This window comes from Peribacillus sp. NPDC076916 (genome assembly GCF_050269675.1).
Taxonomy (GTDB): Bacteria; Bacillota; Bacilli; order Bacillales; family DSM-1321; genus Peribacillus; species Peribacillus aracenensis.
On the sequence record NZ_JBNNIU010000008.1, the window covers coordinates 84,568 to 109,930 of the forward strand.

General features: G+C 39.0%; 29 protein-coding genes and 1 pseudogene. 24 read left to right on the top strand and 6 right to left on the bottom strand.

Features of this window, described 5'->3' with window-relative positions; translation table 11 throughout:
- The first annotated feature begins 160 nt into the window (after positions 1 to 160).
- On the top strand, positions 161 to 1,126 hold the full coding sequence (gene bioB / locus ACQKFG_RS20470) for a biotin synthase BioB (protein ID WP_427562378.1): 966 nt from the start codon (positions 161 to 163) through the stop codon (positions 1,124 to 1,126).
- 55 nt (positions 1,127 to 1,181) lie between these two features.
- Here the strand turns inward: bioB and ACQKFG_RS20475 are convergent, their stop codons facing one another.
- Entirely contained in the window at positions 1,182 to 2,108 is a 927-nt protein-coding gene (locus ACQKFG_RS20475; RefSeq protein ID WP_427562226.1) for a substrate-binding domain-containing protein, read from the bottom strand.
- A 147-nt stretch (positions 2,109 to 2,255) separates the two neighbouring features.
- Between ACQKFG_RS20475 and modA the strand changes: the two genes are divergently transcribed.
- Complete coding sequence (gene modA / locus ACQKFG_RS20480; RefSeq protein WP_369619622.1) at positions 2,256 to 3,059, top strand: molybdate ABC transporter substrate-binding protein; 804 nt, start codon at positions 2,256 to 2,258, stop codon at positions 3,057 to 3,059.
- Positions 3,060 to 3,258: 199 nt separating this feature from the next.
- Here the strand turns inward: modA and ACQKFG_RS20485 are convergent, their stop codons facing one another.
- Positions 3,259 to 4,041, bottom strand: a complete 783-nt coding sequence (locus ACQKFG_RS20485; RefSeq protein WP_342614692.1) for a COG4705 family protein — start codon at positions 4,039 to 4,041, stop codon at positions 3,259 to 3,261.
- A gap of 357 nt (positions 4,042 to 4,398) precedes the next feature.
- Here ACQKFG_RS20485 and ACQKFG_RS20490 point away from each other — a divergent pair, with 357 nt between their 5' ends.
- The 16 genes from ACQKFG_RS20490 to ACQKFG_RS20565 all read left to right on the top strand — a co-directional run bounded on the left by ACQKFG_RS20490 (position 4,399) and on the right by ACQKFG_RS20565 (position 17,345).
- Positions 4,399 to 5,097 carry a response regulator transcription factor gene (locus ACQKFG_RS20490; RefSeq protein WP_192206770.1) on the top strand — a complete coding sequence of 233 codons (699 nt, stop codon included), beginning with the start codon at positions 4,399 to 4,401 and terminating at the stop codon, positions 5,095 to 5,097.
- Between the two features lie 3 nt (positions 5,098 to 5,100).
- On the top strand, positions 5,101 to 6,462 hold the full coding sequence (locus ACQKFG_RS20495; protein WP_192206769.1) for a sensor histidine kinase: 1,362 nt from the start codon (positions 5,101 to 5,103) through the stop codon (positions 6,460 to 6,462).
- 35 nt (positions 6,463 to 6,497) lie between these two features.
- The gene (locus ACQKFG_RS20500) at positions 6,498 to 7,199 is read left to right on the top strand and encodes a polysaccharide deacetylase family protein (protein ID WP_427562231.1); all 702 of its coding nucleotides are present in this window, start codon (positions 6,498 to 6,500) and stop codon (positions 7,197 to 7,199) included.
- Positions 7,200 to 7,217: 18 nt separating this feature from the next.
- Positions 7,218 to 7,829, top strand: coding sequence for a DedA family protein (locus ACQKFG_RS20505; protein ID WP_427562234.1), 612 nt, complete (start codon positions 7,218 to 7,220; stop codon positions 7,827 to 7,829).
- A gap of 217 nt (positions 7,830 to 8,046) precedes the next feature.
- Positions 8,047 to 9,213, top strand: coding sequence for an MGDG synthase family glycosyltransferase (locus ACQKFG_RS20510; RefSeq protein ID WP_427562237.1), 1,167 nt, complete (start codon positions 8,047 to 8,049; stop codon positions 9,211 to 9,213).
- A gap of 105 nt (positions 9,214 to 9,318) precedes the next feature.
- Positions 9,319 to 9,924: a DedA family protein gene (locus ACQKFG_RS20515; protein WP_286182411.1), complete on the top strand. Its 606-nt coding sequence runs from the start codon at positions 9,319 to 9,321 to the stop codon at positions 9,922 to 9,924.
- A gap of 678 nt (positions 9,925 to 10,602) precedes the next feature.
- Positions 10,603 to 10,974: a hypothetical protein gene (locus ACQKFG_RS20520; RefSeq protein WP_427562240.1), complete on the top strand. Its 372-nt coding sequence runs from the start codon at positions 10,603 to 10,605 to the stop codon at positions 10,972 to 10,974.
- Positions 10,971 to 11,471 carry a hypothetical protein gene (locus ACQKFG_RS20525; protein WP_192206764.1) on the top strand — a complete coding sequence of 167 codons (501 nt, stop codon included), beginning with the start codon at positions 10,971 to 10,973 and terminating at the stop codon, positions 11,469 to 11,471. Before ACQKFG_RS20520 ends, ACQKFG_RS20525 begins: the two co-directional genes overlap by 4 nt.
- Before the next feature lie 36 nt (positions 11,472 to 11,507).
- Positions 11,508 to 12,089: a GrpB family protein gene (locus ACQKFG_RS20530; protein WP_427562243.1), complete on the top strand. Its 582-nt coding sequence runs from the start codon at positions 11,508 to 11,510 to the stop codon at positions 12,087 to 12,089.
- Positions 12,061 to 12,600, top strand: a complete 540-nt coding sequence (locus tag ACQKFG_RS20535; protein ID WP_427562246.1) for a GrpB family protein — start codon at positions 12,061 to 12,063, stop codon at positions 12,598 to 12,600. Before ACQKFG_RS20530 ends, ACQKFG_RS20535 begins: the two co-directional genes overlap by 29 nt.
- The gene (locus tag ACQKFG_RS20540; protein ID WP_427562249.1) at positions 12,581 to 13,165 is read left to right on the top strand and encodes a YdbC family protein; all 585 of its coding nucleotides are present in this window, start codon (positions 12,581 to 12,583) and stop codon (positions 13,163 to 13,165) included. Before ACQKFG_RS20535 ends, ACQKFG_RS20540 begins: the two co-directional genes overlap by 20 nt.
- A gap of 114 nt (positions 13,166 to 13,279) precedes the next feature.
- Positions 13,280 to 14,035 carry an AAA family ATPase gene (locus tag ACQKFG_RS20545; protein WP_427562252.1) on the top strand — a complete coding sequence of 252 codons (756 nt, stop codon included), beginning with the start codon at positions 13,280 to 13,282 and terminating at the stop codon, positions 14,033 to 14,035.
- A 191-nt stretch (positions 14,036 to 14,226) separates the two neighbouring features.
- Entirely contained in the window at positions 14,227 to 14,607 is a 381-nt protein-coding gene (locus ACQKFG_RS20550) for a GntR family transcriptional regulator (protein WP_192206758.1), read from the top strand.
- A complete protein-coding gene (locus tag ACQKFG_RS20555; protein WP_260285186.1) occupies positions 14,604 to 15,290 on the top strand; it encodes an ABC transporter ATP-binding protein in 687 nt (228 codons plus the stop codon). The genes ACQKFG_RS20550 and ACQKFG_RS20555 overlap by 4 nt, the downstream gene beginning before the upstream one ends.
- A complete protein-coding gene (locus tag ACQKFG_RS20560) occupies positions 15,287 to 16,117 on the top strand; it encodes a hypothetical protein (protein ID WP_427562257.1) in 831 nt (276 codons plus the stop codon). Before ACQKFG_RS20555 ends, ACQKFG_RS20560 begins: the two co-directional genes overlap by 4 nt.
- Positions 16,118 to 16,145: 28 nt before the next feature.
- Complete coding sequence (locus ACQKFG_RS20565) at positions 16,146 to 17,345, top strand: hypothetical protein (RefSeq protein ID WP_427562260.1); 1,200 nt, start codon at positions 16,146 to 16,148, stop codon at positions 17,343 to 17,345.
- 75 nt (positions 17,346 to 17,420) lie between these two features.
- Here the strand turns inward: ACQKFG_RS20565 and ACQKFG_RS20570 are convergent, their stop codons facing one another.
- Complete coding sequence (locus ACQKFG_RS20570) at positions 17,421 to 18,620, bottom strand: MFS transporter (protein WP_427562263.1); 1,200 nt, start codon at positions 18,618 to 18,620, stop codon at positions 17,421 to 17,423.
- A gap of 12 nt (positions 18,621 to 18,632) precedes the next feature.
- Positions 18,633 to 19,052, bottom strand: a complete 420-nt coding sequence (locus ACQKFG_RS20575; protein WP_370662604.1) for a MarR family winged helix-turn-helix transcriptional regulator — start codon at positions 19,050 to 19,052, stop codon at positions 18,633 to 18,635.
- 167 nt (positions 19,053 to 19,219) lie between these two features.
- On the opposite strand from ACQKFG_RS20575, the gene ACQKFG_RS20580 reads away from it, so the two are divergent.
- Together ACQKFG_RS20580 and ACQKFG_RS20585 are read left to right on the top strand one after the other, a co-directional pair.
- On the top strand, positions 19,220 to 19,621 hold the full coding sequence (locus tag ACQKFG_RS20580) for a hypothetical protein (protein WP_427562266.1): 402 nt from the start codon (positions 19,220 to 19,222) through the stop codon (positions 19,619 to 19,621).
- Between the two features lie 168 nt (positions 19,622 to 19,789).
- Positions 19,790 to 20,092, top strand: a pseudogene (locus ACQKFG_RS20585) (VOC family protein).
- Positions 20,093 to 20,196: 104 nt separating this feature from the next.
- Here ACQKFG_RS20585 and ACQKFG_RS20590 read toward each other — a convergent pair.
- On the bottom strand, positions 20,197 to 20,868 hold the full coding sequence (locus ACQKFG_RS20590) for a DUF6944 family repetitive protein (RefSeq protein WP_192206752.1): 672 nt from the start codon (positions 20,866 to 20,868) through the stop codon (positions 20,197 to 20,199).
- Positions 20,869 to 20,998: 130 nt separating this feature from the next.
- Between ACQKFG_RS20590 and ACQKFG_RS20595 the strand changes: the two genes are divergently transcribed.
- From ACQKFG_RS20595 to ACQKFG_RS20605, 3 genes are all read left to right on the top strand, one after another.
- Positions 20,999 to 21,478 (top strand): DUF4306 domain-containing protein, encoded by a 480-nt coding sequence (locus ACQKFG_RS20595; RefSeq protein ID WP_427562269.1) that lies wholly within the window; start codon positions 20,999 to 21,001, stop codon positions 21,476 to 21,478.
- Between the two features lie 266 nt (positions 21,479 to 21,744).
- Positions 21,745 to 22,392 carry a pentapeptide repeat-containing protein gene (locus ACQKFG_RS20600; RefSeq protein WP_349729849.1) on the top strand — a complete coding sequence of 216 codons (648 nt, stop codon included), beginning with the start codon at positions 21,745 to 21,747 and terminating at the stop codon, positions 22,390 to 22,392.
- Positions 22,393 to 22,586: 194 nt separating this feature from the next.
- On the top strand, positions 22,587 to 23,273 hold the full coding sequence (locus ACQKFG_RS20605; RefSeq protein WP_427562273.1) for a VOC family protein: 687 nt from the start codon (positions 22,587 to 22,589) through the stop codon (positions 23,271 to 23,273).
- A 251-nt stretch (positions 23,274 to 23,524) separates the two neighbouring features.
- Here the strand turns inward: ACQKFG_RS20605 and ACQKFG_RS20610 are convergent, their stop codons facing one another.
- Entirely contained in the window at positions 23,525 to 23,725 is a 201-nt protein-coding gene (locus ACQKFG_RS20610) for a hypothetical protein (RefSeq protein ID WP_349729847.1), read from the bottom strand.
- Between the two features lie 235 nt (positions 23,726 to 23,960).
- Between ACQKFG_RS20610 and ACQKFG_RS20615 the strand changes: the two genes are divergently transcribed.
- Entirely contained in the window at positions 23,961 to 25,238 is a 1,278-nt protein-coding gene (locus ACQKFG_RS20615) for a glycosyl hydrolase family 8 (RefSeq protein WP_427562276.1), read from the top strand.
- The last annotated feature ends 125 nt before the right edge of the window (positions 25,239 to 25,363 follow it).

The following is a 25,363-nucleotide window of genomic DNA, read 5'->3' on the forward strand; positions in this document are numbered from 1 at the left end:
TATATGTTAACTAAAAATTTTTAAAGTTAACATATTTAACGTTTTATTTTATCTTGATTGTGCAAAATGATTCAATCCGTTCCGAGGATTCATGGGAAGGAATATAGACATTAAAAGAAAAGAGGGATTAGGTTTGGAAACATTGGTTAGGGATTGGAAGATGTTAGCGGAGAGCGTTATCAAAGGATATAAAGTGACGGAGGAAGAGGCATTATCCATCGTACAAGCCCCAGACGAAGAGGTTTTGGAAATTCTGAATGCAGCTTATCTCATACGTAAGCACCATTATGGGAAAAAGGTTAAATTGAATATGATCATCAATACGAAGTCAGGATTATGTCCCGAAGATTGCGGCTACTGCTCGCAGTCGATCGTTTCGGAAGCCCCGATCGATAAATATGCTTGGCTGACTAAAGAAAAGATTGTCGAGGGAGCGCAAGAATCAATTCGCCGCAAAGCGGGTACTTATTGCATCGTTGCGTCTGGCCGGCGTCCGACCAACAGGGAAATCGATCATGTCATTGAAGCCGTAAAAGAAATCCGCGAAACGACTGATCTTAAAATCTGCTGCTGTTTAGGTTTCCTGAATGAGGAACATGCTGGCAAACTGGCAGAGGCAGGCGTTCATCGCTACAACCACAACTTGAATACATCACAGGAAAACTACAGCAAAATTACATCGACACATACATATGAAGACCGGGTAGATACAGTGGAAGCCGTGAAGGATGCCGGAATGTCCCCATGTTCTGGCGCCATTTTCGGTATGGGGGAATCTGAGGCGGAAGCGGTGGAAATCGCCCTATCCTTACGAAGCCTTGATGCAGATTCCATTCCCTGTAATTTTCTCAATGCAATTGACGGAACGCCGCTTGAGGGAACTTCCGAGTTGACCCCCACTAAATGCCTGAAATTGATTTCGATGATGAGGTTCGTTAATCCGAGTAAAGAAATCCGTCTGGCCGGCGGTCGGGAGGTCAATCTCCGTTCCATGCAGCCCATGGCACTTTATGCAGCCAATTCCATCTTCGTCGGCGATTATTTAACGACAGCCGGTCAAGAACCCACAGCGGATTGGGGAATCATCGAAGACCTAGGATTTGAAATTGAAGAATGTGCTCTTTAACCTATTAAAAACTGCATACTAAACAGGAAGGCTGCTGAATCAGTAGCCTTCCTGTTTAATATGTCTCATAAATGATAGAGCCTGTCTGAGAAATATCATAATCGCCTAAAGCTTTGATTTCAGCCTGAAATGGATTCGATGATAAAATCCGCTTAACAACGTTTATGAGCTCTTCGTTTTTCGGAGATTTTAAAATAACAAGGTCATAACGTTCTGTAATTAATGGGACAAAGTCAACTCCAACGATTTTTGCAGCTTTTTCAATTCCCACACCCACATCCGCTTTCCCCGCAGAAACCGCTGAAGCCACACTTAAGTGGTTGGTCTCTTCGTTTTCATATCCCTTAAGATCTTTAGAAGATATCCTGTGAATCCTTAGCTGCTCATCAAGAAGGATTCGTGCGCCCGATCCTCTTTCCCGATTGATGATGGCCAAGTCTTTATGTTTTAAATCAGTCCAATTTGTGAGGCCAAAGGGATTTCCCTTTTTAACATACAAACCAGCTTTCCTCGAAACAAGATTAAGTAGAATATAAGGATAACCGACCAAAATCTTTTTTATATAAGGAAGATTATATTCCCCAGTATCACCATCAAACATATGCAAACTAACGATGTCGGAATCCCCATTGTACATCGATATAAGACCGCTTAGGCTTCCAGTGTTAGATCGTAATGTTTTATAGCTGGAGCGCTTCTGGATGTGCTGCCCTAGTATATCTAACACCATGTCTTGCCCGCTTATGACAAGGCTAAGGGAATCCTTCGCTTCATTCCTTTGGGGTTCGGTAACAGAAACTGGGGATGTATGGGACTTATGGTTATTAATATACATCTCCAAGTCTTTTGCATCCATTCTCATCTGCCTTCCCACACGAAATACAGGGAGCTCCCCTTTTTTTACAAGATCATAAATCGTCAATTTAGATACCTTTAAAAGCTGTGACACTTCCTCGATGGTATAGGAAAGCTCTTTTGACATGTGCATCCCTCCGTTCTTTATTGTATCTTAGAGTCCTTTAAAAAGAAAATTCACCGCAAAAAGGCATTGATTAAAATCTTTTATCTGTCTTATACTAATTATAATTAGATATAACTAGTTATGATTAGTTAGAAAGGGAGAGAGACTTTGAAAAAAATATATCTTATGATTTTCTCGCTTATGCTGCTTGTGATAGTGGGCACAGGGTGTTCAAGTGATGAAGAAAAAGGCACAGGAAAGCAGACGCAACAAGCTGACGAGAAAGTAGAATTGACGATTTCGGCCGCCGTAAGTTTACAAGATGCCTTAAATGATATAAAAAAGACATTTGAAAAAGAAAATGCAAATGTAAAAGTTAACTATAACTTTGGAGCTTCTGGAGCTCTTCAACAACAAATCTCCCAAGGCGCACCTGTGGATCTGTTTTTCTCTGCAGCAGAAGACAAATTTGATAAATTAGTAGATGAAGGTCATATTGAAGAGAAAAAAGGGATTGATTTAGTAGGCAATGAATTAGTGCTAGTAGTGCCAAAAGGTTCTGATAAAGGGATTGAATCGATAGAAGACCTTACTAAATTCACTAAAATATCCATCGGTACCCCTGAGTCAGTACCAGCAGGACAGTATGCTAAGCAAACATTAGAAAATCTGAACCTCTGGAAAGAGATTGAAGAAAAACTGGTGTATGCCAAGGATGTTCGCCAAGTGCTTACATATGTAGAAACAGGAAATGTGGACGCAGGACTTGTTTATAAAACGGATGCCATGAGCTCATCAAAAGTTGATATCGTTACAACAGCCAAGGAAGATTTACACGATCCGATTATTTATCCGGTAGGTGTAATTAAGGAAAGCTCACATGCTAAAGAAGCCCAACTATTTTACGAGTATCTCCAAAATAAAGATTCAATGAAGGTTTTTGAAAAATACGGATTTAAAGATCTTAAATAATTGAAAGGGCCACCAATTTGGTGGCCTTTTCTTTTGTGCACCCGGCATGGGTGCAATCTATAGGGTGAAACCCGAACAATGAAGGCTGTATCAAGTAAATGTAGCAGATAGATCGGGAAAAGGTTGTACTCTTTCCTGGAGGTCTGTAACCTGTTAAGTGTTGGACAGCTGAATTAAAGAAGATTGTACTTGCCCTGCCCTACTCCACAACTTTGCTTTCATCTCTTCTTGTTTTGGTCAAATAGACGACCAGGATTAAGATTATAACGAGGAAGACCAAACTGGTTCCCGTCGTACCTAGACCAAGTCCACCCTTATCACGCGGCTGTGAGAGGTAGTCGCCAAGAGAGGCGCCAAGTGGACGGGTCAAGATGTAGGCGATCCAAAAGGAAAGCACTGTATTTAGTTTGAAACCGTAGTGGGCGATGGTAACCACCCCAATCAACGCCGCGAACATAAGTGCAGACTTCCAGTAGCCGATATCGAGACCTTCTGCTATGAGGTCACCAGCTGCTGTACCCAAGGCGAAGGTGAACAAGATGGCCAACCAGTAGAACACTTCTCGTTTGGATGTGTAAATAGTGTGAATGGACAGCGTCTTTTCACTCGCATACCAAGCCGCAAACGTCGCAAGCATCGCGATTGTGAAGATGATAGTTGTTGTCACCAGACTGACCCCGAGATTGTCCACGAGATTGTCGGTAATTAGCGTGCCTACAACGCTAATCATCACTACTGTGAGCCAGTAAATCCTTGGCACATACTTACTTGCTTTGAATTGGAAGAAAAGCGTTATGATCAAAAGAATACTCATGATTAAGGTCGTATTGGCCAAGCCCAAGTTCAGATTATCACTCAGGAAGTCTGCAGCCGTCTCGCCCACAGTGGTTGCCATTATTTTGATTATCCAGAAGTAAATGATGACTTCTGGAACCTTGTTCAACATCTGACGCCCGATGGATGAGCCTTTTGTATCATTCATTAATGAATCCTCCTTATCTTCTCTTGTTTTATTTCGTTTACGATAAAACCTTATTGTCTACTTCTACTGTTCCCTGACACTATATCAAGTCAGCCTTAACGCAACTTGAAAAAAGGATTAAAAATCAATTAAAAAGCGAAATAAAAAGCAAAATAATGCTAAATTGTAGAAAGAGCATTTCAATAATAAGGAAACGATTAAAATACAGGACTTTGGAGCAAATATAAAGGGGATTGAATTATTTAGCGGAGGACAATTTTTCGTGTTTAAGATGCAAGTAATATTCCTATCTAGATTCGATAAATACATGTGGTGGTGAACTCCTTGCCATATACCACTCAAATAGGAGGGTTTTAAATGAAACAACGTATTCTGGTTGTAGAAGATGAAATCCAGATAGCGACGATATTAAAGATAGAACTCGAATATGAGGGGTATGAAGTGCTTGTTGCCCATACCGGCAAGTCGGGGCTGGAAGCTGCATTACAAGAAAAATTAGATTTAGTACTTTTAGATGTTATGTTACCTGAACTGAATGGCATAGAAGTTTTAAGAAGGATCCGAAATGAGAACTCTTTACTGCCAATCATCCTCTTAACAGCTCGAAATATTACAATGGATAAGGTAGCAGGACTAGATCAAGGGGCCAATGACTATATAACGAAGCCCTTTGAAATCGATGAGTTATTGGCAAGAATACGTTCAGCTATACGTCATAATTCAATAACTGCCAATGCTTCGAGAGAAGAGGAAACGATCTTATCAATAAAAGATTTATTCATTAATCTCGATACTAGAGAGGTTAAGAGGGGGGATTCTTCCATAGCGTTAACCCCAAAGGAATTTGATTTACTCATTTATTTACTATCCAATAAAAACAAAATCGTGACGCGAGAAAATATCTTGATGAATGTTTGGGGATATGAGTATGAAGGGGAGACCAATGTAATCGATGTGTATATCCGCCATTTAAGAAAGAAAACAGAAGAAGGTTTTTCTGACCCGACAATTATTCAAACGGTAAGAGGAATTGGTTATACTGTAAGGGAGAAATAAGCAATGAAAATTACAACAAAAATTAACCTGATTACTACGGCTTGGATACTCTGTGTGTTGATTGCGGTCAATGCTGTTGTATTTTTTTCTTTTATGAAGATTACTGTAAATATGGAAGAGGATATATTAATTCATAAAGCGCAAAATGTCATTGCTGAAATACAAATGGATGATACGCCCCATGAATTAGAAAAAAAATTAACCACATATTTGACGAATCATTCATTTATAAGGATCATTCAACCTAATTCTAAAATCAGCAGCGAAGTGTCCAGCGACCATTATTTGCTTACGAAATTTAAAGGGGAATTTTCTTCTGAACAAGAAGTGTATAGAACTACAATTAAACAAGCGCATAAAGAAGAACAAATATTAATCGTTAGGGTTCCTATCCAATCCAAAGGTAAAGTTGTTGGAACTTTAGAAATTGGAGATAGATTACTAGGACTGGAATTAGGGAAGGATGTATTACTTTCCATTCTCACATTTTGTACCCTATTAGGGGCGGGGTTATCGCTGCTAGGAGGCAGGTGGTTATCGAGTGTAATCATGAGACCTATTTCCAATATGATTGATACGATGGAGGATATTGAACAAAGCGGAATTCCGAAAAAAATTGTCATCCAAGAGGAAACAAAAGATGAGCTGCAGAAAATGGCTGTTACTTTCAATCGGATGATGAGCAGATTGGATGTAAATCTGGATAAACAGAAGCAATTCATTTCAGATGCTTCACATGAAATAAAGACTCCGCTAACGATAATAAAGAGTTATGCAGATCTCTTGCGCCGACGCCGGATAAAAAGCGAAGAAAAGGCATTGGATGTTATAAATGTAATTCATTCAGAGGCAACCCGAATACAGGAAATGACGGAAAGGCTGCTGGAATTAGCCGATACGGAAATGGAAAATACTTTAGATATTAAATCAGTGAATATAGTAACCTTATGTGAGAACGTGTTTAAACAATTCAAAGAGGTCTATGGGCGAGAAATAAATTTTCATTATCAAGAAGATACCATTACGATTACAGCAGATGAATTGAAGATAAAACAGGTGATTATTATCCTTTTAGATAACGCAATCAAATATAGTACAGACAAAATTGATGTGTATGTAGAGAATCAGTTATACTCTACGGTCATTCGGGTAAAAGATTATGGGATTGGTATTCCTGAGCATGAAATGGAAAATATCTTCGAACGTTTTTACCGGGTGGATAAGGCTAGGAGTCGGGAAACAGGCGGAACAGGGCTAGGCTTGTCGATAGCCAAAAATATAATGAATCAACATAATGGGGAAATTAAAGTAGCCAGTATCGACGGAATTGGAACAGAGATGGTATTATCCTTACCCAAAAGGTAATTTGCTGCTAAATACAAGAATGAGGTGTTCTGTGCGTGACACATATAGGGATAATTAGTCTGAGTATCATAGTATTGTTATTTCTAATTTATTCGATTTTCCCTACTGTAATTATTCGTGTATGCAGTCTGGGCATTACCAAAAAAAACAAGAGGAATAATGGGATAGCCCTTACTTTTGATGATGGCCCGAACCCTGAATATACGGAACGATTACTTGATCTTTTAAAAAAGTACGAGATAAAGGGTTCGTTTTTTGTTGTGGGCAGTAAAGTGAAAAATAGCCCTGATATCATTAAACGAATGCATGAAGAGGGGCATACAATTGGAATTCATCATTTTGATCATATTTCAAGCTGGATCCTCTCGCCCTTTCAGTTATCGGAACAGTTGAGTATGACGGAAAAGGCGATAATGGAATGTACGCATGAAAAAGTCACTTTTTATAGGCCTCCATGGGGCCATTTTAATATTTTTACGAAAATAGCCAGCAAGAAATATAAAGTGATTATGTGGTCAGACATTTTCGGAGATTGGAAAGTGGAAACATGCAGGAATGACCTGCTTAATCAATTGCGGACAACCTCAACGGAAAATTCGATCCTCCTGCTCCATGACTGTGGGGAAACCTTAGGGGCGGATAAAGAAGCACCCCGATATATGATTGAAGTTTTGGAAATTTACCTAGAGGAGAACATAAAAAAGGGAACACAATTTATTACATTAAAAGACTTATAACTGATTCGGGGGGACTTTATGAACATAGATAGTATCCTGCATTTTATTGACTTATATGGCTATCTAATCATATTTCTTTTTTTATTCATGGGCATTGTGGGGATTCCCGCTCCGGAAGAATCTCTTCTATTTCTAATTGGAGTCCTGATTGGGCAAAATAGACTCTCATTTGGTTTAGCCGTGCTCAGTGCATTTCTCGGAGCCTTTATAGGGATGCTTATCGCTTATGTATGTGGGAAATACGTGGGGTATCCATTTATAAAAAAATATGGGAAATACGTGGGCATTACCAATGATCGCTGGGAGAAAGTACAGAAAAAGTATATGAAAAATACAAAAAAAACGATTGTGTTTGGATTTTATTTACCTGGAATAAGACAAATCAGTCCGTATTTCGCAGGAATCAATCATATTCCCCTGTTCAAATTTATTCTCCTTTCCCTGTTAGGCACCGTTCTCTGGACTGTCCCTTTTATAGTGGCAGGGTATTATATAGGGAATGCCTTTCATATAAATCCGGAATATGTTCCACTTTTAGGTGTCGTATTCTTAGTCTTTTTATTGATATATATTTTTATCAATTATATGAAGAGGAAAAAAAAGAATAAATTACCGTCCCGATTGGATTAACCAGTGTTCTATAATTGGTTTTCTAATCGGGCTATTAAGTTTGGGGACTGGGGCTTATAATACCATGAACATATCATTAAAAATTGATTAAAAAGAAAGGTTTTTACAAAAACAGTGATATATTGTAAGGGGAAAAAGATCTTGAACATACAAATGGGCTTTTTGCTTAGTACGTATCCATCGATTAAAAGAATGATTTCTATAGGGGATGACATATATGAAGAAGGTTTTGTTTTTACCTCTCTTCCGCATGCAGTCGGGACATCATCAAGTTGCAGAGGCCTTAATGGATTTGTTAAAAAAACATACAAACGGAGTCATTTTGAAAAAAGTGGATCTGTTAAGTTATACGAATAATTCTTTAGAAAAAATGATAACGACCGGATATTTAAAATGGATCCGTTATGCACCTGAAACCTATAATCTCGCCTACAAAAACCTTTTTTACGTTAACTCGAAAAAGGAACGTCCATTTAAATGGTGTCAACTTATATTTTTGAAGAAAATGGAACAATTGATAGATGAGGAAAATCCAGACTTAATTGTGTGTACACACGGATTTCCTTCCCAACTATTAAGCCAGTTAAAATTAAAAGGGAAATGCAATGTCCCAATTATCAACGTATATACAGATTTCTTTATTAATAATGTCTGGGGAAGCAAGGGGATTGATTTTCACTTTATTCCAAGTCAAAAATTGAAAGAAAAGCTATTAAGCAAGAATCAAATACCGAAACATAGTATGATGGTGACAGGTATTCCTGTGCATGAGGAAATCACTAAAAAGACCCATGGTTTAAAAAACACCGATCGGCCCAAAGTTTTAATCTCAGGAGGAAATAGTGGCCTGGGCGGGATATTGAATTTAGCTGGTGAGTTAAAGAAATCAACCAATTTTGATTACTTTGTACTTTGTGGCAACAACAAAAAACTATTTGATGAGATCAAAACATGGGATTTAGCTCATATTAAACCATTACCTTATATTTCATCAAGATCGGAAATGAACGACCTTTATGAAGAAGTGGATGTAATCGTTACGAAACCAGGTGGTGTTACCATTAGTGAAGCACTTCGAAAAAGACTTCCGATTTTTGTCCATTCGATGCTGCCGGGACAGGAGGAAATTAATCTACAGTATTTAAAAGACAATAAACTTGTATTTGAGATCAATCGCAAATTCTCATTTGAAAAACAAATGCTTAATATATTAAAGGACCATAAAAAAATGGATCAGTGGGATAAATCAATCGAAACTTATCAAAAGGAAATGGAATTGGAAAACCCTGAGGAAATGGTGGGCATTATGAAATTGATTCTTAATCTTAAACAAGTCAATAAGCCATCCTATCTCACAAATCAGTCAAAAGTTATTTATAGCTAAGGGTCATTCCATTAACCTTGTTGCCAGTGGCCCATTAACAAGGGGAGTTAATAACAACATTTGTGATTCGTTTTGAAAAAAGCGAAAATGAAAGAGAGAAGTTGAATTATGAACGACTTTATCCAAACTATTTTACTTACACTCATGGAATATGGGTACCTTGGAATTACCCTTGGTCTTATGATTGAAATTATTCCGAGTGAGATTGTATTATCCTATGGTGGCTTTTTAGTTTCCCAAGGTAGCATCAGTTTTGTTGGGGCGGTTATTGCTGGAACGATTGGAGGAACCATCGCCCAAATATTTGTTTATTTAATCGGGTATTATGGGGGAAGACCATTTTTAGAACGATATGGAAAGTATATATTCATTCACAAAAAACATATTGAACTAGCGGAATCTTGGTTTACTAACTATGGTCCAAGCGTCATTTTTACGGCTAGGTTCATTCCGGTTGTCAGACATGCTATTTCGATACCAGCAGGGATTTCTAAAATGTCTTTAATAAAATTCACGAATTATACGCTACTTGCCGTACTTCCATGGTCTGTGCTTTTTGTATTCCTCGGGATGAAGTTAGGAAGTAATTGGGGACAGATTAATGAGATGGCCAAGCCCTATATCCAGCCAATCGCAGTGGTGGCGGTTCTCATTATTGCCGGAATGATCATTCGCGGTTACATGAAAAAAAAGAAAAACAAAGTTTTATGAAGTTTATGGATTTAAGGAAGAGTTGTAATGAACCTTACAAACGCCTTTATAACAACGGGAACTGAACCGAACCGATAAACGTGAAAACTTCACAACGAATCATCGATATTGATGGTAATAGCTTTCCAAGGGGACATTCAATGGAAGCAGTTGGGTTTTATAATATGAATTAATTAAAAAGACCACCATTTGGTGGTCTTTTTAATTATTTATACGGAAATAAATTGGTGTTTCTTCCTTTATTTTGAAACTTTATCATCCGTAATCCGTATATGATGTGAATGATAGTAGTGAACGTGAAAAACCAAGAAAGCCACATTTAAGAAAACGCCATTTGAAATGGATGGGGTTAGCGGTCGTTGTTAGGTTTCCTCATAATATTAAGATTCTTTTATGTAAATTTGATTAAGGGAAGGAATATAGAAGCAATAGAATACTTATAAATAGTATAGAAAATGTATTAGTAATATTTTTTAATAGGACAAGTATTCAAATTGCAATAGAACTACTTAACTAACATGTACTAGCCCTTAGAAAGGATGCTTTCATTCATGGAAGTAAGGAAACCAACTGATTATGAACTTCAAAAGGTTGTATCACTTTCGCCACGGATAGTAATTAACCGTCCTAAAGCTTATATCTATTAGTGTTAGGCCTATTTTAAAGGGGGATAAAAAAGTGATTGAAGCAATAATTAGTTTTCTTATTATTGTAATGTTGATCATTGCGTTCACATACGGTCTCATAATACAAATACGGCAAATAGTTAGTATCAGGAAGGGAAAAAAATCGCAGTATGCACATTACAAGCGGCTACTGATTGGAAACTATCTGGTTTGCCTATCTTATTCAGGTTTTCTTTTTTCTTATATTTTGAATTCATTATTGGCATCCCGTATTATACCGGCTTCATTTATTACAAGTGATAATACTAGTTTTTTCTGTTTCAGTTTTCTTGCCATTCTATTAATCGCTAAATTTGGGATTATTCCTAAGGAAAATGAACAAGTTGAATTACAAGAATACATAGTTGAGAAAGAGGAAATATGAAGAAAATTTCGCTTACCTTATTAATCGTATGTATATCGATCACCTTTTTGTTGAATTTTGCCCTGCCTGAATTTGCTGGCAAAATGAAAGATAATATAAGTTCCATGAATATCCTTTATTCATACAGTGTCACAAAAACATTCTCGGAACAAATCCAAGATACGATCGAAATCGCATCCGTGCCGTCAGGGAAAACCGAGAACAGGAACGGCAATTTCCGAAGTGATGTTAAGCTTGAGGGCACGCCGCTGAATATTAAAAGTGTAGTGAAAGAGAGCTTGAATAAGCCCCAAGGGTATAACACTAAAGAAAAGTTAACCGGTCCGGAAAAAGGGTTTTCATACCGGAAATATTATCTTACCAAAAATTATGATAAAGGAAGATATACAGTCATCCGGACGAATAAAATAACGGGAAAAGAAAAAGTGTATGTCGGAACTTACTATGAGCCGAGCACGCAAGATCCTATCGTCAAATGGTCACGTGATGAAAAATGACTGACAATACCATTTCATGAAAAGTTGAGTGTTTATATGGAAAAAACAGTGAAGATCGAGGAGTATAATCCTGATTGGGTTAGTGAATTTCAACAGGAAAAAGCGAGGATAATGGAGGTAGTAAAGAACGATTCCCTTTGTGTTGAGCATATTGGAAGTACGTCCGTCAAAGGATTGGGAGCAAAACCGATTTTGGACATCATGGTTGGCGTCCATCATTTAGCTGAAGCTGACATGTTCATTGAACCCTTGAAATCGATTGGGTATGAATTTGTCCTGCATAAGGAGTTTCCCGAAAGGCGTTTTTTTAGAAAAGGTCAATGGAGAGCGGGAACACACCATTTGCATATCTATAAATACGGAAGTGAACAGTGGAAGAATCAACTTTCATTCAGGGACTATCTAAGAAGCCATCCTGACATACGAAGACAATATCAGGAATTAAAATTATCCTTAGCTCAAAAGCATCCTGCTGATATAGTGGGGTACACGAAAGCAAAAGAGCCATTTATATTAAGTGTCATAGAATCAGCAAATGAAGAAAACGACATAAATTATAACTGCCAGGAACGTCTAAAAGGAGGCTTTCATGAGAAAGGTCGAGGTCGTACCATATAGGAAAGAATGGTCCAAGCTATTTCATGATGAATGCGAAAAATTACAGGGTATTTTCGGGCCTGAGTTGATAAAGTTATACCATATTGGCAGTACGGCCATCCATGCCAAGCCAGTAATAGATATTTTGGCAGTGGTAAAAGATGTGGAATGTGTCGCTGATTTCAATAAAGAGATGCATGAGATAGGGTATGATGCCAGGGGGGAGAACGGAATCGCTGGACGGCGGTTTTTTTGTAAAGGCGGGGATGAGAGGATGCACCATATCCACTTGTTTCAAAAAGGACATGACGAAATAGCCAGACACCTCGCTTTTAGGGATTATTTGCTGGCACACCCTGGGGAAGCACAAAGGTATAGCAGGCTAAAGCAGCGCTTGGCAGCGGAATTTCCAGATGATATCAAAGGATACGTAAACGGGAAAGATGATTTCATAAAAAAGAGTGATGAAAGAGCGAAACATTGGGCGGCGTCCTTGAATGAGGGGGATCATCATGTTAATGAAGTGGATTAAATGCCAAGTGAATGAGGAAAACAAGCGTTCATTCTCAAAAGCACAAGAGGGATGGGGGGAATTGCGCCATTGCGCTGGCTTCATGGGACAAATCGGAGGGTGGAATAGAAACGAACCCTTTGAAGCAGGCATTCTCTCCATTTGGAAAGATCTCAAATCCTATCAAAGTTTCATGCAGCATCAGCATGATGAAATATTCGGGAAGAGTGACCAAGGAAGTACATATACAAATATTTCTGTCGATATCTACGAGAAAATATTCAATATAGGAACAACAGACATGACAGCGTTTTTTTGCAAGGGGAAATTACTTCGGGTGGCTGACTGTTCTGTTGAAAATGATAAAACAGCCGGATTTGAGCAGGTTCAAAAGGACATTTGGAACGAAGGGATGACACCGGGCATGCTGTCTGGTGCAATCGGAAAAGGACAATCCGGGAGATTCCTGGCCGCCTCATTATGGGACAATGAATATTTACATCAACGGTATGTGGATAAGGAATTGGCTGCCCTGATAAGAGAAGCGGGAGTGATTGAATTGCATCCAAAGTGGGCGGTCATTTAGAATCAAACCATTATCAGTCCATCAATTTTGGATGATCAATGGCGTCTTGGTTTGCAGTGGAATGTAAGAAGGACATTTCAACGCTCCCAAATATTCTACAGAAGGTGATTACAAATGAAACTAGATTATGATTCACAGTACATCAGGGGCATCTACCTGAATAGAGACCGAATATCTTCGTATGACCATTTCCCCCTTGACCTGCCGGTTATCAAACACCTTCAAGAAGTGGCTTTTCATCCCAGTGTTACCTATGTTATCGGGGAAAATGGAATGGGGAAATCCACCTTGCTTGAAGGCATTGCGATTGCGTATGGCTTCAATCCGGAAGGCGGAACGTTGAATTTCAATTTTTCCAATTATGATTCACATTCCAATTTGGACGAGTACCTCCGTTTGAAAAAAGGCGTGTACAAACCGAAGGATCATTTTTTCTTTAGGGCGGAAACTTTTTATAATTTAGCTACCAATATTGAGGAATTGGACAGGGAGGCATCGTTCGGGTCGAAAATCATCGATTCCTTCGGTGGAAAGTCACTTCACCAGCAATCTCATGGGGAATCGTTTTTTTCAGCTTTTGTAGAACGATTTCAAGGCAATGGATTGTATATCCTCGATGAACCTGAAGCTGCTTTGTCGCCATTGAGACAAATATCGATGCTTGCCAGGATAAATGAGCTTGTTCAACAAGGATCCCAATTCATCATTTCCACCCATTCCCCGATCATCATGGCCTACCCGGATGCTAAAATCCTCCAAATTTCAGATGAGGGAATGAGTGAAGTGACTTTAGAGGAGTCCAATCACTATTTGCTGATGAAACAGTTTTTTGAAGATAAAGATCGGCTGCTGCATCATCTATTCGAATGAGTTTTTAGCATCTCCTTTAAAAAAGCCCAATTGCACTGCGCATCCGGGCTTTTCGTTTTTTTGAAATTCATTATTGACAGTTCAAGTGTATTACGGTTATAGTACATCTATAAGGTGTATGAACCACATAGTACATACACGAAAGACTTTATGCATATCAGACTTTTTAAAATAAATAGGGGGTGGTTTTAATGAACGTAAATACCCGGGAACCGGTATATCTGCAAGTCGTTAGGCATTTTAAAGAACAAATAGCCATAGGCAAATTCGTGGCCGGACAGGAAATTCCCTCCCGAAGAGAACTGGCGGCTACACTGAACATAAATCCTAATACCGCTCAAAAAGCGTATAAAGAAATGGAGGAACAGGGCTTGATTCATACTGAAAGAAATTTTCCCAGTCAGATCACGACGAATGAAACAATTTTACAGGCTGTGAGGCAGGAATTGATTTTGGCAGCCGTTGATACGTTTGTCGACGCGATTCGTCCGATTAATGTACCAGTCGATGAGTTGCTTCGTGTCGTTAAAGAAAAATATTCGGAAGAAATAAGGGAGGAGGAAGGAAAATGATCGAGGTAAAACGAGTTTCCAAAAATTATGGCCGTAAAAAAATATTGGACGGTGTGTCCTTCACCGCGAATAAAGGCGAAGTCACCTGTCTGATCGGGATAAATGGTGTCGGTAAAACGACCACACTCAAAGCAATCATGGGCTTGACGCCATATAAAGGGGAAATCCTGATCGATGATCAAAAGATGACTAAGGATAGTTATGAAAAAATCACCTTCATTCCGGACGCACCGACGATGCTTCCGCAAATGACGGTAAAACAGGCAATGGTTTTCATGGAGGATTTCTATCATTCATGGAATCAGGAAAGGGCCCTTCAATTGCTTGAATTCTTCAAGCTGAAAGAGGAAAGCCGCATTTCGGAATTGTCCAAAGGCAATACGGCTAAGCTTAACTTGATGCTGGGACTGTCCCTTGACGTGGATTATGTGCTGATGGACGAACCATTTTCGGGAATCGATATATTCAGCCGCGAGCAAATCGCCGATGTCTTTGCGAGCCACCTTATTGAAGATAGGGGCGTCATCATCACGACCCATGAAATCGGTGATATTGAACATTTGATCGACAAGGTCATTTTATTGGATAACGGTACAGTGCTTAAAGAGTTCAATACAGAAGAAATGCGTGAAGAAGAAGGGAAATCGGTAGTCGATGTAATGAGAGAGGTGTATCAAGCATGATGCGTTATATAAAGCTATTGAACTTTGAAATCAACCGTTTTAGTAAAATCTATCTTAGCTTATTGTTGATAACCTTGGTTTCGCAATTTGCAGGAGTGCTCTTAGTTACCAAAAGTCTTCTTAATGATGCCAAGGAGATCATATCAAATGAAAAACTATCGGAAGCCGCTTATGTTGCCAATTATGGAGCCATTGATTTTACCAATATCGTCCATACCCTCTTTTTTGCAGGACCGATTGCTCTGTGTGCGGTTGCCCTTATTTTTTACATTTTCCTTATTTGGTACCGTGATTGGTTTGGAAAAAATACATTCATTTATCGCCTGTTGATGCTACCGGCATCCAGATTATCGATCTACCTTTCCAAAGCCACGGCCATCTTCTTGATGGTGTTAGGAATGGTTGCTTTCCAGATCATCATTTTACCAATGGCAAATGCGCTATTTAATTCAAAAATACCGGAAGCGTTATTGAATAAAATGTCAATTCCCACCATCACCAAAACCAGTCCGATTTTGGCAATGATCATTCCAAACAACTTCACAGAATTCCTGCTATCCTATGGTATCGGCCTTATGGTCATGTCGGTCGTATTCACAGCAATCATGTTTGAACGAAGTTTCCGCATTAAAGGAATCATATTGGGGTTGGTGTATGGCGGAGTTGCTGCTGCGCTGTTTTTAGCTCCTGTTTTCATAATGGATAGTGGAATTTTCCATTTTTACTCGAATGAATTATTCGGTCTTCTGCTCACATTGGGAATCATCGTGACAGGATTATCAGTTTGGCTTGGTTCATGGTTATTGAAAAACCGCGTTACCGTATAAAAACAATCAAAAAAGGAGAGTGAACAAGGTGAAACGTTATTTATGCAGCATCATTATTAGCTTGGTTGTCCTCTTAAGCATCGGGACCTATTATGTCAAAGTAGCTTCCTCCGCTTCCAGCCTTCCAAGGTATACATTCAAGACGATTGAAGGCAGCGATAAAGAGCTTGATCCGGTCATCGTACAAGCAACACTTGAAAATGGTCATTTTTATGAACCATTGACGATTGAATCCAATCGAACCACATATGGCAGCGATAGGCCATTATGGTCTGACAGATATGATCATCAAATTGAAAGATTAATAAAAGAACATCGTTCGTTTATGCGTGGCAAGGATTCCATTAGTTCTTTATATGAAGACGATGATTTTTTGGCTTACGCGTGGGTGAATAGCGAATTTACGAATAACGGCAAAATGGAAGCGGAGTTAGATATCGGTTTACTGGAGAAGAAAGACGAAGGAGAAACTTCTTTCCAAATTGAACTTCCCCATCAAGAGAGAATTATGAATGTTGATGTCAGGGATGTGCAGTTGGTCCATTCAAAACTACAGGTGTTAACGATGATCGATGTGAATTCAAACAATGAGAAGCAAACAAAAGAAGTTCATCTGTATACGATCGATTTAGCTAATAAAAAAGTCTTGAGCGATAAAACCCTTTTATCTGAAACCTTTACTTACCCTAATCAAGTTGATTTTGAAATGCCAATTGATGTTGCTCCTTCCCAGCCGAACAGCATGGTATTAATTTCGTTAATTAAAGGAGTAAATCATGAGGAGGGTCCTTTTGAGGAAAAACTAAAAGAAAGCAAGCTGATATCATATAATTATGAAATGGAAAAATTAGAAACGGTTAAAAAAGGACCGCTTAGCCTGGACATGGCAAGATCAGGATATGCAGACGGGAAAAATCTATATACAGTTGAAATGAAATCAGGAAAATATCGCATTAAAACATTTGACCTTAGCAGTCAAACGTTAACGAATGATACGGAGCTGGATATAGCTGCTAATGAGGAAGAACAATATACCGCTGCCTTTAAAAACGGGCGTGTGTACTTCCTGTTAAACGAAATGAATCAAGAAGGCGAATCAAACAAGCCTGCCAAACTTCTGATAGCCGATTTAAAGACTGGAAAGACTTTATATAAAGGTAAAACAGTCATAAATAAAAAGAACAGCAAAAGTTTTGGACTTTATATTGATGAATTGGAAATAAAATAAGGACCTACCATCTATCAAAAGCTTTAAATGAAAAAGGGATATCCCCCAATGGGATATCCCTTTTTTTGATAACATTTAAATGGAAGCCAGATTCGCTCTAGCTGCACGTTCCTTCTTGCCGTGCAAGAAGTAGTAAAGGACGGAGGTTGCGATGACCACAACGCCCAGGATGACATAAAGTGTGCTATAACCCGTTACTGGAATGATGAATCCGAGAATATAAGGGCCGAATCCAAGTCCTGCATCAAGCATGATAAAGAAGGTGGACGTTGCCATCCCCATTCGGTGAGGCGGTGTAAGTTTAACGGCAATCGCCTGCGAGCTTGATTGCATATTACCGAATCCAAGGCCGATAAGGAAACCAGCTGCAAGTAAAGTGAAACTATTGGTTGTGATACTTAAAAGCAGCAAGCCGATCCCGAAAAGTATGAACGCCGGATACATAATGAAGTTCGATCCTTTCCGGTCCATTAACGGTCCTGAGAAAGGACGCGATAACAATACAGCTACTGCGTAAACGACAAAGAAGAAGCTTGCTGTATTGACCAGATTGATTTCGATGGCATAGAAGCTGATGAAAGAAAGGACGCTGGAATAACAGAATGCCAATAACAGAGTAATGATTGAAATGGGCAGTGCCTTAGGTTCAATGAAATTGGAAAGCTTGAATCCTTTGCTTTCCGTAACTTTTGCCGCCACTTTCAATGCCGGGACATATAGGAAGAATGCAGTAATTAAAGAAATCACCCCTAAAGCCAGGCAGAAACTGAAAATCACTTGGAAGCTTGTATGTTGAGCCATATACAGACCGATGAAAGGACCGATTGCCGTCGCAAGTGTCGCGCTCATGCTGTAATAGCCGATGCCTTCTCCCTTTCGAGTTGCCGGGATGATCTGCGCGACGATCGTTCCCGTCGCAGTACTGGCCATTCCCATTGCCATCCCATGGATCAGGCGGTTAACAAGCAGGAAGCCAATTCCTAGGTCCACAAAATATAGAAGGGTTGTCAAAGTGAAAAAGATCAAACCGATGAATAATGTTTTCTTGCGGCCGATTGAATCAATGAAACGGCCAATGAACAAACGTCCGATTAACGTCCCGATAATAAAAATACCCGATATGAGTCCGGCTTGGCTTGTAGAAGCATCCAATTCATTAACAGCATAGATGGCAAGTGTCACCATCAGTAAATAAAAGATTAATGTTATGAAAAAATTGATGGACGAAACGATGACAAAGTCCTTCGTCCACAGTCTAGGTCTTGATTGATCCATGTTATTATCTCCTTACTTTATAATGTTATTTCTTATTTCGCCCATGATGCGTATGGCTGCGAGTTGTTCCTCTTCAGTAATCCCCTTCAAGATGTCCTGTTCGTATTGATCGATTGTCACGCGGACTTCACTGTAGATCTTTGAGCCAAGCTCCGTAAGCCGCATTCTTTTCTCGCGTTTATCTTTGCTGGGCACATGCTCGACATATCCCAGCTCTTCCAAACGGGTAATGGTCCTCGTAATCGTGGGTTTTTCCACACTTTGATAATTGGCAAGCTCTACTAGCGTTGCCGAATCATAATTGAATAAGAAATGTAAAATGGACCATTGGGCCCTGTGTAAGTCATGCTTGTTCAGCTGGATATTAAGATTATTTTCAAACGGACGGTACAGCAGTAAAAATTGCTGAAAGAACTTTTGGTAAGTCTCTATCAGAAACACCCCTTATATATAATATATAGTTAGCTTTAGTAATTGTTACCCTGGGTAACTATAATAACAAAATAAATCATTTCTGTCCACTCGGATTTGAAGTGATTAGTTAAATTTGGTTTTTAGTTAAATTGAATGGGAATATAGGAATAGGAGATGATGTAAACATGTATAAACCTATGATCTCGTTGCTTGCCGCAGCAACCATGCTAACTGCTTGCAATAATGACAAAGCGGATGAAAACAAGGGAAAAACTGTACAAACAACAGATGAAAATAAAACCAATACTGAAAATGAACAACAAAAGCAACCCTCGCAAACAGAAACTCAAGCAAATCCTAAACATGAGAAGTGGTCTTCTTTGCCTGAATATGACAAAATCATCGAGCAAATCGGCAACGAAGACTATACCTTCAATAAGGAAACGGATAACGATGATAAACGAGTCTTCCTTATTGAGCTGAACGGTGAAAAACAATATAAAACCGTTTTCGTCAAAAATTCCAACCGCCTGAAAATTATCAAAATAAATGGCGGCGGCGAGCTTTATGACGAAATCTTAAAATAAGTGGACCTGCGTAAGTGTTGTATAGAGACCTTTATTGGTATTGATAAAGGGGTCGGCGGAAAAGGGTTGTAATGCAACAGCCCTTTTTTGTTCTGCAGGGATTTTCATGAGCTGAATGTTTCAAATTTAAATTGGACCGTTGATTTTTGGGGCTGGTTTTTGGAGGAAATGAATTATGAGCCATTCCAAGGAAAGCGGGAAGAGTTGGAGATTGGATTATATGTACATTGGTTTTGTACAATCGGAAACAAGGTATCTTGACATTCCTATCATCGGGGACGAGTGGGTTTTAACCATTTAGCCTTTCACGCCACCTCCCGTCATCAGGTTGATGAGATCACCAGAAAATTAAGGGACAGAGGAATTACCATCCTCTATGCTGACAAGTACCCATTCGCCGGTGGGAAGGAACATTATGCTGTTTACTCTGAAGGCCCAGATAGGATGAAAGTTGAATTGGCGGCACCTTAAGTATTTTCGTTAATTGGTAAGATGAAGGAAAATGGCATAGCAACTGCACTATATGATAAATAAGAACTAACGACATCCATCTTTAGCATTAGCTAGCGCCTTTATCAGGTGTAGGAATAATTATTATAAGAATAGGGATAAGAATTGCCGTTTCCATGTTTCGGATTTTTCTCGTGTTCCTCGTGTTTAATGTGTTCAACCTCAAGGGTAATAGCATGAAGTAATATAAATGCACCAATAACTTGAATCCAGCTACCGATCAATAGAATCTGTTCTCCAATTACACTTTTTTCGTTTAAAACGTAAATATTACCGATCGCTGCTAAAAAAGAGCCTAAGGAAATGAAGCTATTTCCTATAATCGCAAGTTCCCTATAGGATGAATCCTCTTCAAGAAATGCACCTACTGCTTCAAAAGCTGCACCAAGACCTTGGACGCCGCTGCCAAGGGCATCTATTTTTGTTCCCTCTTCCTCAGCACCATTTAGTTCAATACTTACTCCAACTGCATTTGTACTATTACCAGCAGCCTCAAGCCAAGCACCGAAGATGGTATATATTTGAGCTAGCTCCCTCTCTGGTTTTAACAGCTTAGTTCTCCCGATGGCTTGCAACGAATTTCCGAATGCTTCAATCGCATTTCCTTTTACGATTAAATCTTTCCCCTGATCGCTGTGGGTGAAAGTTTGCTGGGTCTGCCCGGTTGTATCAATAAGTGAACCAATAAATAGTATCCATGCTCCCGAAAGAAGAAGATCTTCTCCACGTATAGTCATATTCCCAAACACTCCTTAAAAGAGGGTAGATTATATTATTCAGGAAAAAGTGTTTGTTTACATATTGCTTTTACCGGCATATTTAAATACAAACCATTTATTGGTATAATGGCAGCTGGAGGAGATGATATTGACTTTTAACAATTTGTTGCAAATGATTATTGCTGCATTTTTCTTCATGGTTTTTACGTTCTGTACCTGGTATGAAGGCAGCGAAATTATGGATAAGCCTTGGGAATGGAAGTATTCCACGCATTTCACACAAGAAAATGATGTTCAGGCGATGGAGGCAAAGGATATTTCGAATTTAGATCATTTCGTGTATGCCGCTAAATTCAAACCGCTATTTCCATTTCTTATGGTCCTTGCCGCATCGTACTTAATCATACTTACGGGATATATCCTATTTAAAAGAAGTATTAAAAAAATGGCTCTTTTCCTGTTGGGATTGGGTGTCCTTTTTCTGCTTTCAACTGGTATTGTATCCAATTCCCCGACTGTGGGAGGGAATATCTTTCAAGCTTTCTTTCTGATAAGCGGTATGATGGCCGTAATGGGTGCAGCGTTATATTATTTCCTGATGCCAACAGGATTACATACTGAAGTTTAAAGTTAAAAAGCTGCCGATGTGGCAGCTTTTTTTTTGCAAAATATTGATGGAAGATGACATAAAATAACGAAAAATAATAGTCATTTTTGCGAAATTCTTAGATTGAACTTCACCGAAATATAGCTTACGGTTAGTATATTACCAGCGGTGGACCCATATCGGTTCAGACCTTTAAAAAATAAATCATACCGTTTCCGGTAAAGAAGTGTGAGGCAGTTAGAAAAGGTTTTCCAGTGATTGAAGAAATAAAGTGAAAAGGTGATAAGATGTCAGGCAAAATCAAAATTGAACAGCCAAAGATCCCTCAAGACTTAACTCAAGCGAACTTTCAGGAAATATATTATCAAGATGAGCCTTATCTGGATTCATGTTTGATAACCAATTGTACGATCGATAGAGAAAAGATGGACAAAATCGTATTATCCCAGGTCGTTTTTAAAAATGTGACATTCAGCGATGTATCATTCAGGAATATCGAGCTGACGGATGTCATTTTCGATCATTGCGATTTGACGAATGCCGATTTCATGGGCGGCTCGATTCATCGGGTGGAATTCAAAGAATCCAAACTATTAGGCATTAACCTGTCTGACGCGAGTTTAGGGAATGTCTACTTTGAGAATTGCAACTTGAATTTAAGTGCTTTTGGTTATTCCAGTTTAAAGCAAGTGAAGTTCGATCATTGCTCATTGGAAAGTGCTGATTTTTATGAGTGTAAATTCATCAAAGTGAAGTTCGAAACATGTAGATTAAATGAAGTGAACTTTTCCAGGACACCGCTCAAAGGAATTGATATCAGCAGTTCTACATTTCAAAGGCTTACCGTTTCCATGGAAGATTTAAAGGGATGCGAAGTTTCCCCGGACCAAGCGATCGTATTTGCAGCCATGCTGGGCCTGAAAATTAAAGAGTGAACCTTTTAAGATGAAAAAATGACTAAATGGAGCTGACACGAGTGACCATCGATCGAATTTGGTGGTCCTTTTTGAATTGGCATAGTAAATATGGGAAGCGTGTATATGAATATATGATTTTGAAAAGTAAGGAATGTTTGCACAAATGCAGGATTACTTTACAATATTTGTTAGGTGGAAAGGGGGATTGAACGTTGATTATCAATAAGGTCACTTTGTATAGTCATGCTTGGGATGAAATGCGGAATTTTTATATGGATGTGCTAGGATTTGAGTTACTATCGCAAACTGATGATGTTTTTGAAATGAAGGCAGGGGAAAGTGTGCTTGAAATCAAAAAATATCATCAGAATGAAAAGCCTTTTTATCATTTTGCCATGAACATTCCAACCAATTTATTCACTTCGGCAAAAGCATGGGCGAAATCAAAAGTGGAATTGACTAGAGAAAATGATTATGACGAAGTTTATTTCAGCTATTCTAATGCACATGCTTTTTATTTTACAGACCCTTCAGGCAACATTGTCGAGTTCATATCGAGATATTCCGTATCACCCAAATCCGAGGCTAAGTATTTTTCAGCTCAAAACGTCCTGTGCATCAGTGAAATAAACATTACGACAGATGAAGTAAGGGCTTTCGGAAACCAGTTGATCAGTAATGGTGTACCTGTAAGGAATGGTGAAGCAATAAGTGAAGATGGATTGAATTTCATGGGGGAACATGAAGCAGGTTCGTTTTTACTTTTAGGTCCAAGGAAACGGCGGTGGATTTTTTCGAATAAAGAGTCGGAAACCTTTCCGCTTTCAATAGTCATAAATCAGCAACTGGATATTTCAATAGATGGCAAAGGAGTTATGGAATTGAAAAAAGTGGAATGATATTTTGGTCAAACACTTCATTCGGCCCATTGATGTATCTCCAAACCACCATTTAATCTTATTACTGGTTCAAGTAAAAACTTGTTACGATTAATATCAGTATTAAATATTTGGAGAAAAATAAATTTTAAAAAGGCTATGATTAAGAAATAGCTGATATTTCGTCTTAAGCGATAAGGACAAAACATAAAATATATACTTGCTGACTTACTATTCTCGCAAACGTCAGGTAGCTGTATATATTTATATTTTTACTTATTAAATTCTCTAAACTCATCAATATAGAAAGCTACATAACCACAATTTGGGCATACAGATGCTTTAGGGTTTGCAGAAACACTACTGAAAATCCCTTTCTTTTGACTAATCTTTATCCCATTCATTCCGCCTTGAACATTCACTTTGCAATCATTTATCATTTCAGTTTGGCACTGATTGCAGATTCGTTTCATTAATACACTCCTTTTTTTAAATGAATAGAAACACTCAAAATTCGAACTTTATCATAACATAATCATTCAAAATAACTTATGATATATTGCCATTACATATGGAAAGTCCTGCTGCTAGCAGGAAGAATAGATACAGCAAGTTTAGCAGTCTAAAAGAATGGAACAATACGATCGAATGTTCCTAGCCGAACATATAATAGCAGTGAATACTGCAGTATAACCCAAGGAGCCAGCCATGAAAAAAAGAAGTTTATTGATAGCTTGTGGCGTGATCGTTTTAGGGGTCATTGCCTCGATAGCATGGGTATCTCAAACCAAACAGAAAGAGCTTTTCGGTAAAAGAGCATTTCCTCAGCATACAGTCTATCAAGCGGGTACGATAAAGCCTGACAATGTTTCACAGGAGGACTTGGATTCTGCCGTAGCGAATTTTTATAAAACCTGGAAAAATGAATATCTTAAGCAGCCAGCTGCTGAAAGTGATCAATATTATATTTTTTACAATGATAAAGGATATGCAGAGCCCAAGAATGCAGTGACCGTCTCTGAAGCGCACGGTTATGGGATGATGATAACGGCAATCATGGCAGGCAGCCAGGACAAGCAATACTTCGATGGTCTTTATCGTTTTTATAAAGCCCATGGAAGTGATAATGACCCGTCCTTAATGGCATGGCAGCAAGTAAAGGATAAATCGGGAAAGATCATCAATACGCCAGGGGACGCCGATTCAGCAACTGATGGCGATATGGATATCGCCTATTCGTTGTTATTGGCCGATCGCCAGTGGGGAAGTGAAGGGGAAATCGACTATCTAGCCAGTGCAAAGGAGATCTTGGCTGCGATCATGTCGAATGAGATAAATCGGTCGCAGTCCCTGGTTAAACTAGGGGACTGGGCGGAAGATAAAGATGAGGTATACGGACGATCGACTCGTTCATCCGACCTTCTTCTCAATCATTTTAAGTCATTCGAGGCGGCAGCCGGGACTGATGAATGGAAAGATGTAACGGATAAGGCTTATACGGTCATTCATTCGATTTATGAGGAGAAAAGCGGCAATACTGGCCTCATGCCGGACTTCATTGTACAATCCAGGGAAGAATATCAGCCGGCTCAAGCCGATTTTTTAGAAGGGGAGAATGACGGCAATTACAGCTGGAACAGCAGCAGGACACCTTGGCGCTATACAATCGATTACTTACTGACTGGTGATGAAAGAGCCCTGCCGCAATTAAAGAAGATGAATGATTGGATTAAAGCGGAAACCGATGGCAATCCTGATAATATCCAATCCGGCTATACGCTGAGCGGAAAAGCCGTGGAAGAAGGGAATAGTACAACCTTCGTTGCTCCATTCATGGTGAGTGCCATGGTTGATTCCTCCAACCAGCAATGGATCAACCAATTATGGGATAGGACGATACAGAAACAAGAAGATGATGACTATTTTGCCAATACGATAAAACTACAGACAATGATCGTGGCTTCAGGTAACTGGTGGGCGCCGTGATTCAATGAAGAAACTCAATTAAAGAAGAGCAGGAGTTTGAAGAGAAGGATGAAAGTCACACCTTTCTTGATGTTCGAAGGAAATGCGGAAGGGAAAATTTTCATAAAATCAGAATTTTGGATTAT

Bases quoted from the DNA above. Each gene is read 5' to 3' on its own strand.
- ACQKFG_RS20615 (WP_427562276.1), top strand. From the start codon at position 23,961: ATGAAAAAAAGAAGTTTATTGATAGCTTGTGGCGTGATCGTTTTAGGG.
- bioB (WP_427562378.1), top strand. From the start codon at position 161: ATGTTAGCGGAGAGCGTTATCAAAGGATATAAAGTGACGGAGGAAGAG.
- ACQKFG_RS20495 (WP_192206769.1), top strand. From the start codon at position 5,101: ATGAAAATTACAACAAAAATTAACCTGATTACTACGGCTTGGATACTC.
- ACQKFG_RS20530 (WP_427562243.1), top strand. From the start codon at position 11,508: ATGGAAAAAACAGTGAAGATCGAGGAGTATAATCCTGATTGGGTTAGT.
- ACQKFG_RS20525 (WP_192206764.1), top strand. From the start codon at position 10,971: ATGAAGAAAATTTCGCTTACCTTATTAATCGTATGTATATCGATCACC.
- ACQKFG_RS20490 (WP_192206770.1), top strand. From the start codon at position 4,399: ATGAAACAACGTATTCTGGTTGTAGAAGATGAAATCCAGATAGCGACG.
- ACQKFG_RS20560 (WP_427562257.1), top strand. From the start codon at position 15,287: ATGATGCGTTATATAAAGCTATTGAACTTTGAAATCAACCGTTTTAGT.
- ACQKFG_RS20535 (WP_427562246.1), top strand. From the start codon at position 12,061: ATGAGAAAGGTCGAGGTCGTACCATATAGGAAAGAATGGTCCAAGCTA.
- ACQKFG_RS20570 (WP_427562263.1), bottom strand. From the start codon at position 18,620: ATGGATCAATCAAGACCTAGACTGTGGACGAAGGACTTTGTCATCGTT.
- ACQKFG_RS20600 (WP_349729849.1), top strand. From the start codon at position 21,745: ATGTCAGGCAAAATCAAAATTGAACAGCCAAAGATCCCTCAAGACTTA.
- ACQKFG_RS20475 (WP_427562226.1), bottom strand. From the start codon at position 2,108: ATGTCAAAAGAGCTTTCCTATACCATCGAGGAAGTGTCACAGCTTTTA.
- ACQKFG_RS20545 (WP_427562252.1), top strand. From the start codon at position 13,280: ATGAAACTAGATTATGATTCACAGTACATCAGGGGCATCTACCTGAAT.
- ACQKFG_RS20485 (WP_342614692.1), bottom strand. From the start codon at position 4,041: ATGAATGATACAAAAGGCTCATCCATCGGGCGTCAGATGTTGAACAAG.
- ACQKFG_RS20540 (WP_427562249.1), top strand. From the start codon at position 12,581: ATGTTAATGAAGTGGATTAAATGCCAAGTGAATGAGGAAAACAAGCGT.
- ACQKFG_RS20610 (WP_349729847.1), bottom strand. From the start codon at position 23,725: ATGAAACGAATCTGCAATCAGTGCCAAACTGAAATGATAAATGATTGC.
- ACQKFG_RS20580 (WP_427562266.1), top strand. From the start codon at position 19,220: ATGTATAAACCTATGATCTCGTTGCTTGCCGCAGCAACCATGCTAACT.
- ACQKFG_RS20505 (WP_427562234.1), top strand. From the start codon at position 7,218: ATGAACATAGATAGTATCCTGCATTTTATTGACTTATATGGCTATCTA.
- ACQKFG_RS20550 (WP_192206758.1), top strand. From the start codon at position 14,227: ATGAACGTAAATACCCGGGAACCGGTATATCTGCAAGTCGTTAGGCAT.
- ACQKFG_RS20555 (WP_260285186.1), top strand. From the start codon at position 14,604: ATGATCGAGGTAAAACGAGTTTCCAAAAATTATGGCCGTAAAAAAATA.
- ACQKFG_RS20510 (WP_427562237.1), top strand. From the start codon at position 8,047: ATGAAGAAGGTTTTGTTTTTACCTCTCTTCCGCATGCAGTCGGGACAT.
- ACQKFG_RS20590 (WP_192206752.1), bottom strand. From the start codon at position 20,868: ATGACTATACGTGGAGAAGATCTTCTTCTTTCGGGAGCATGGATACTA.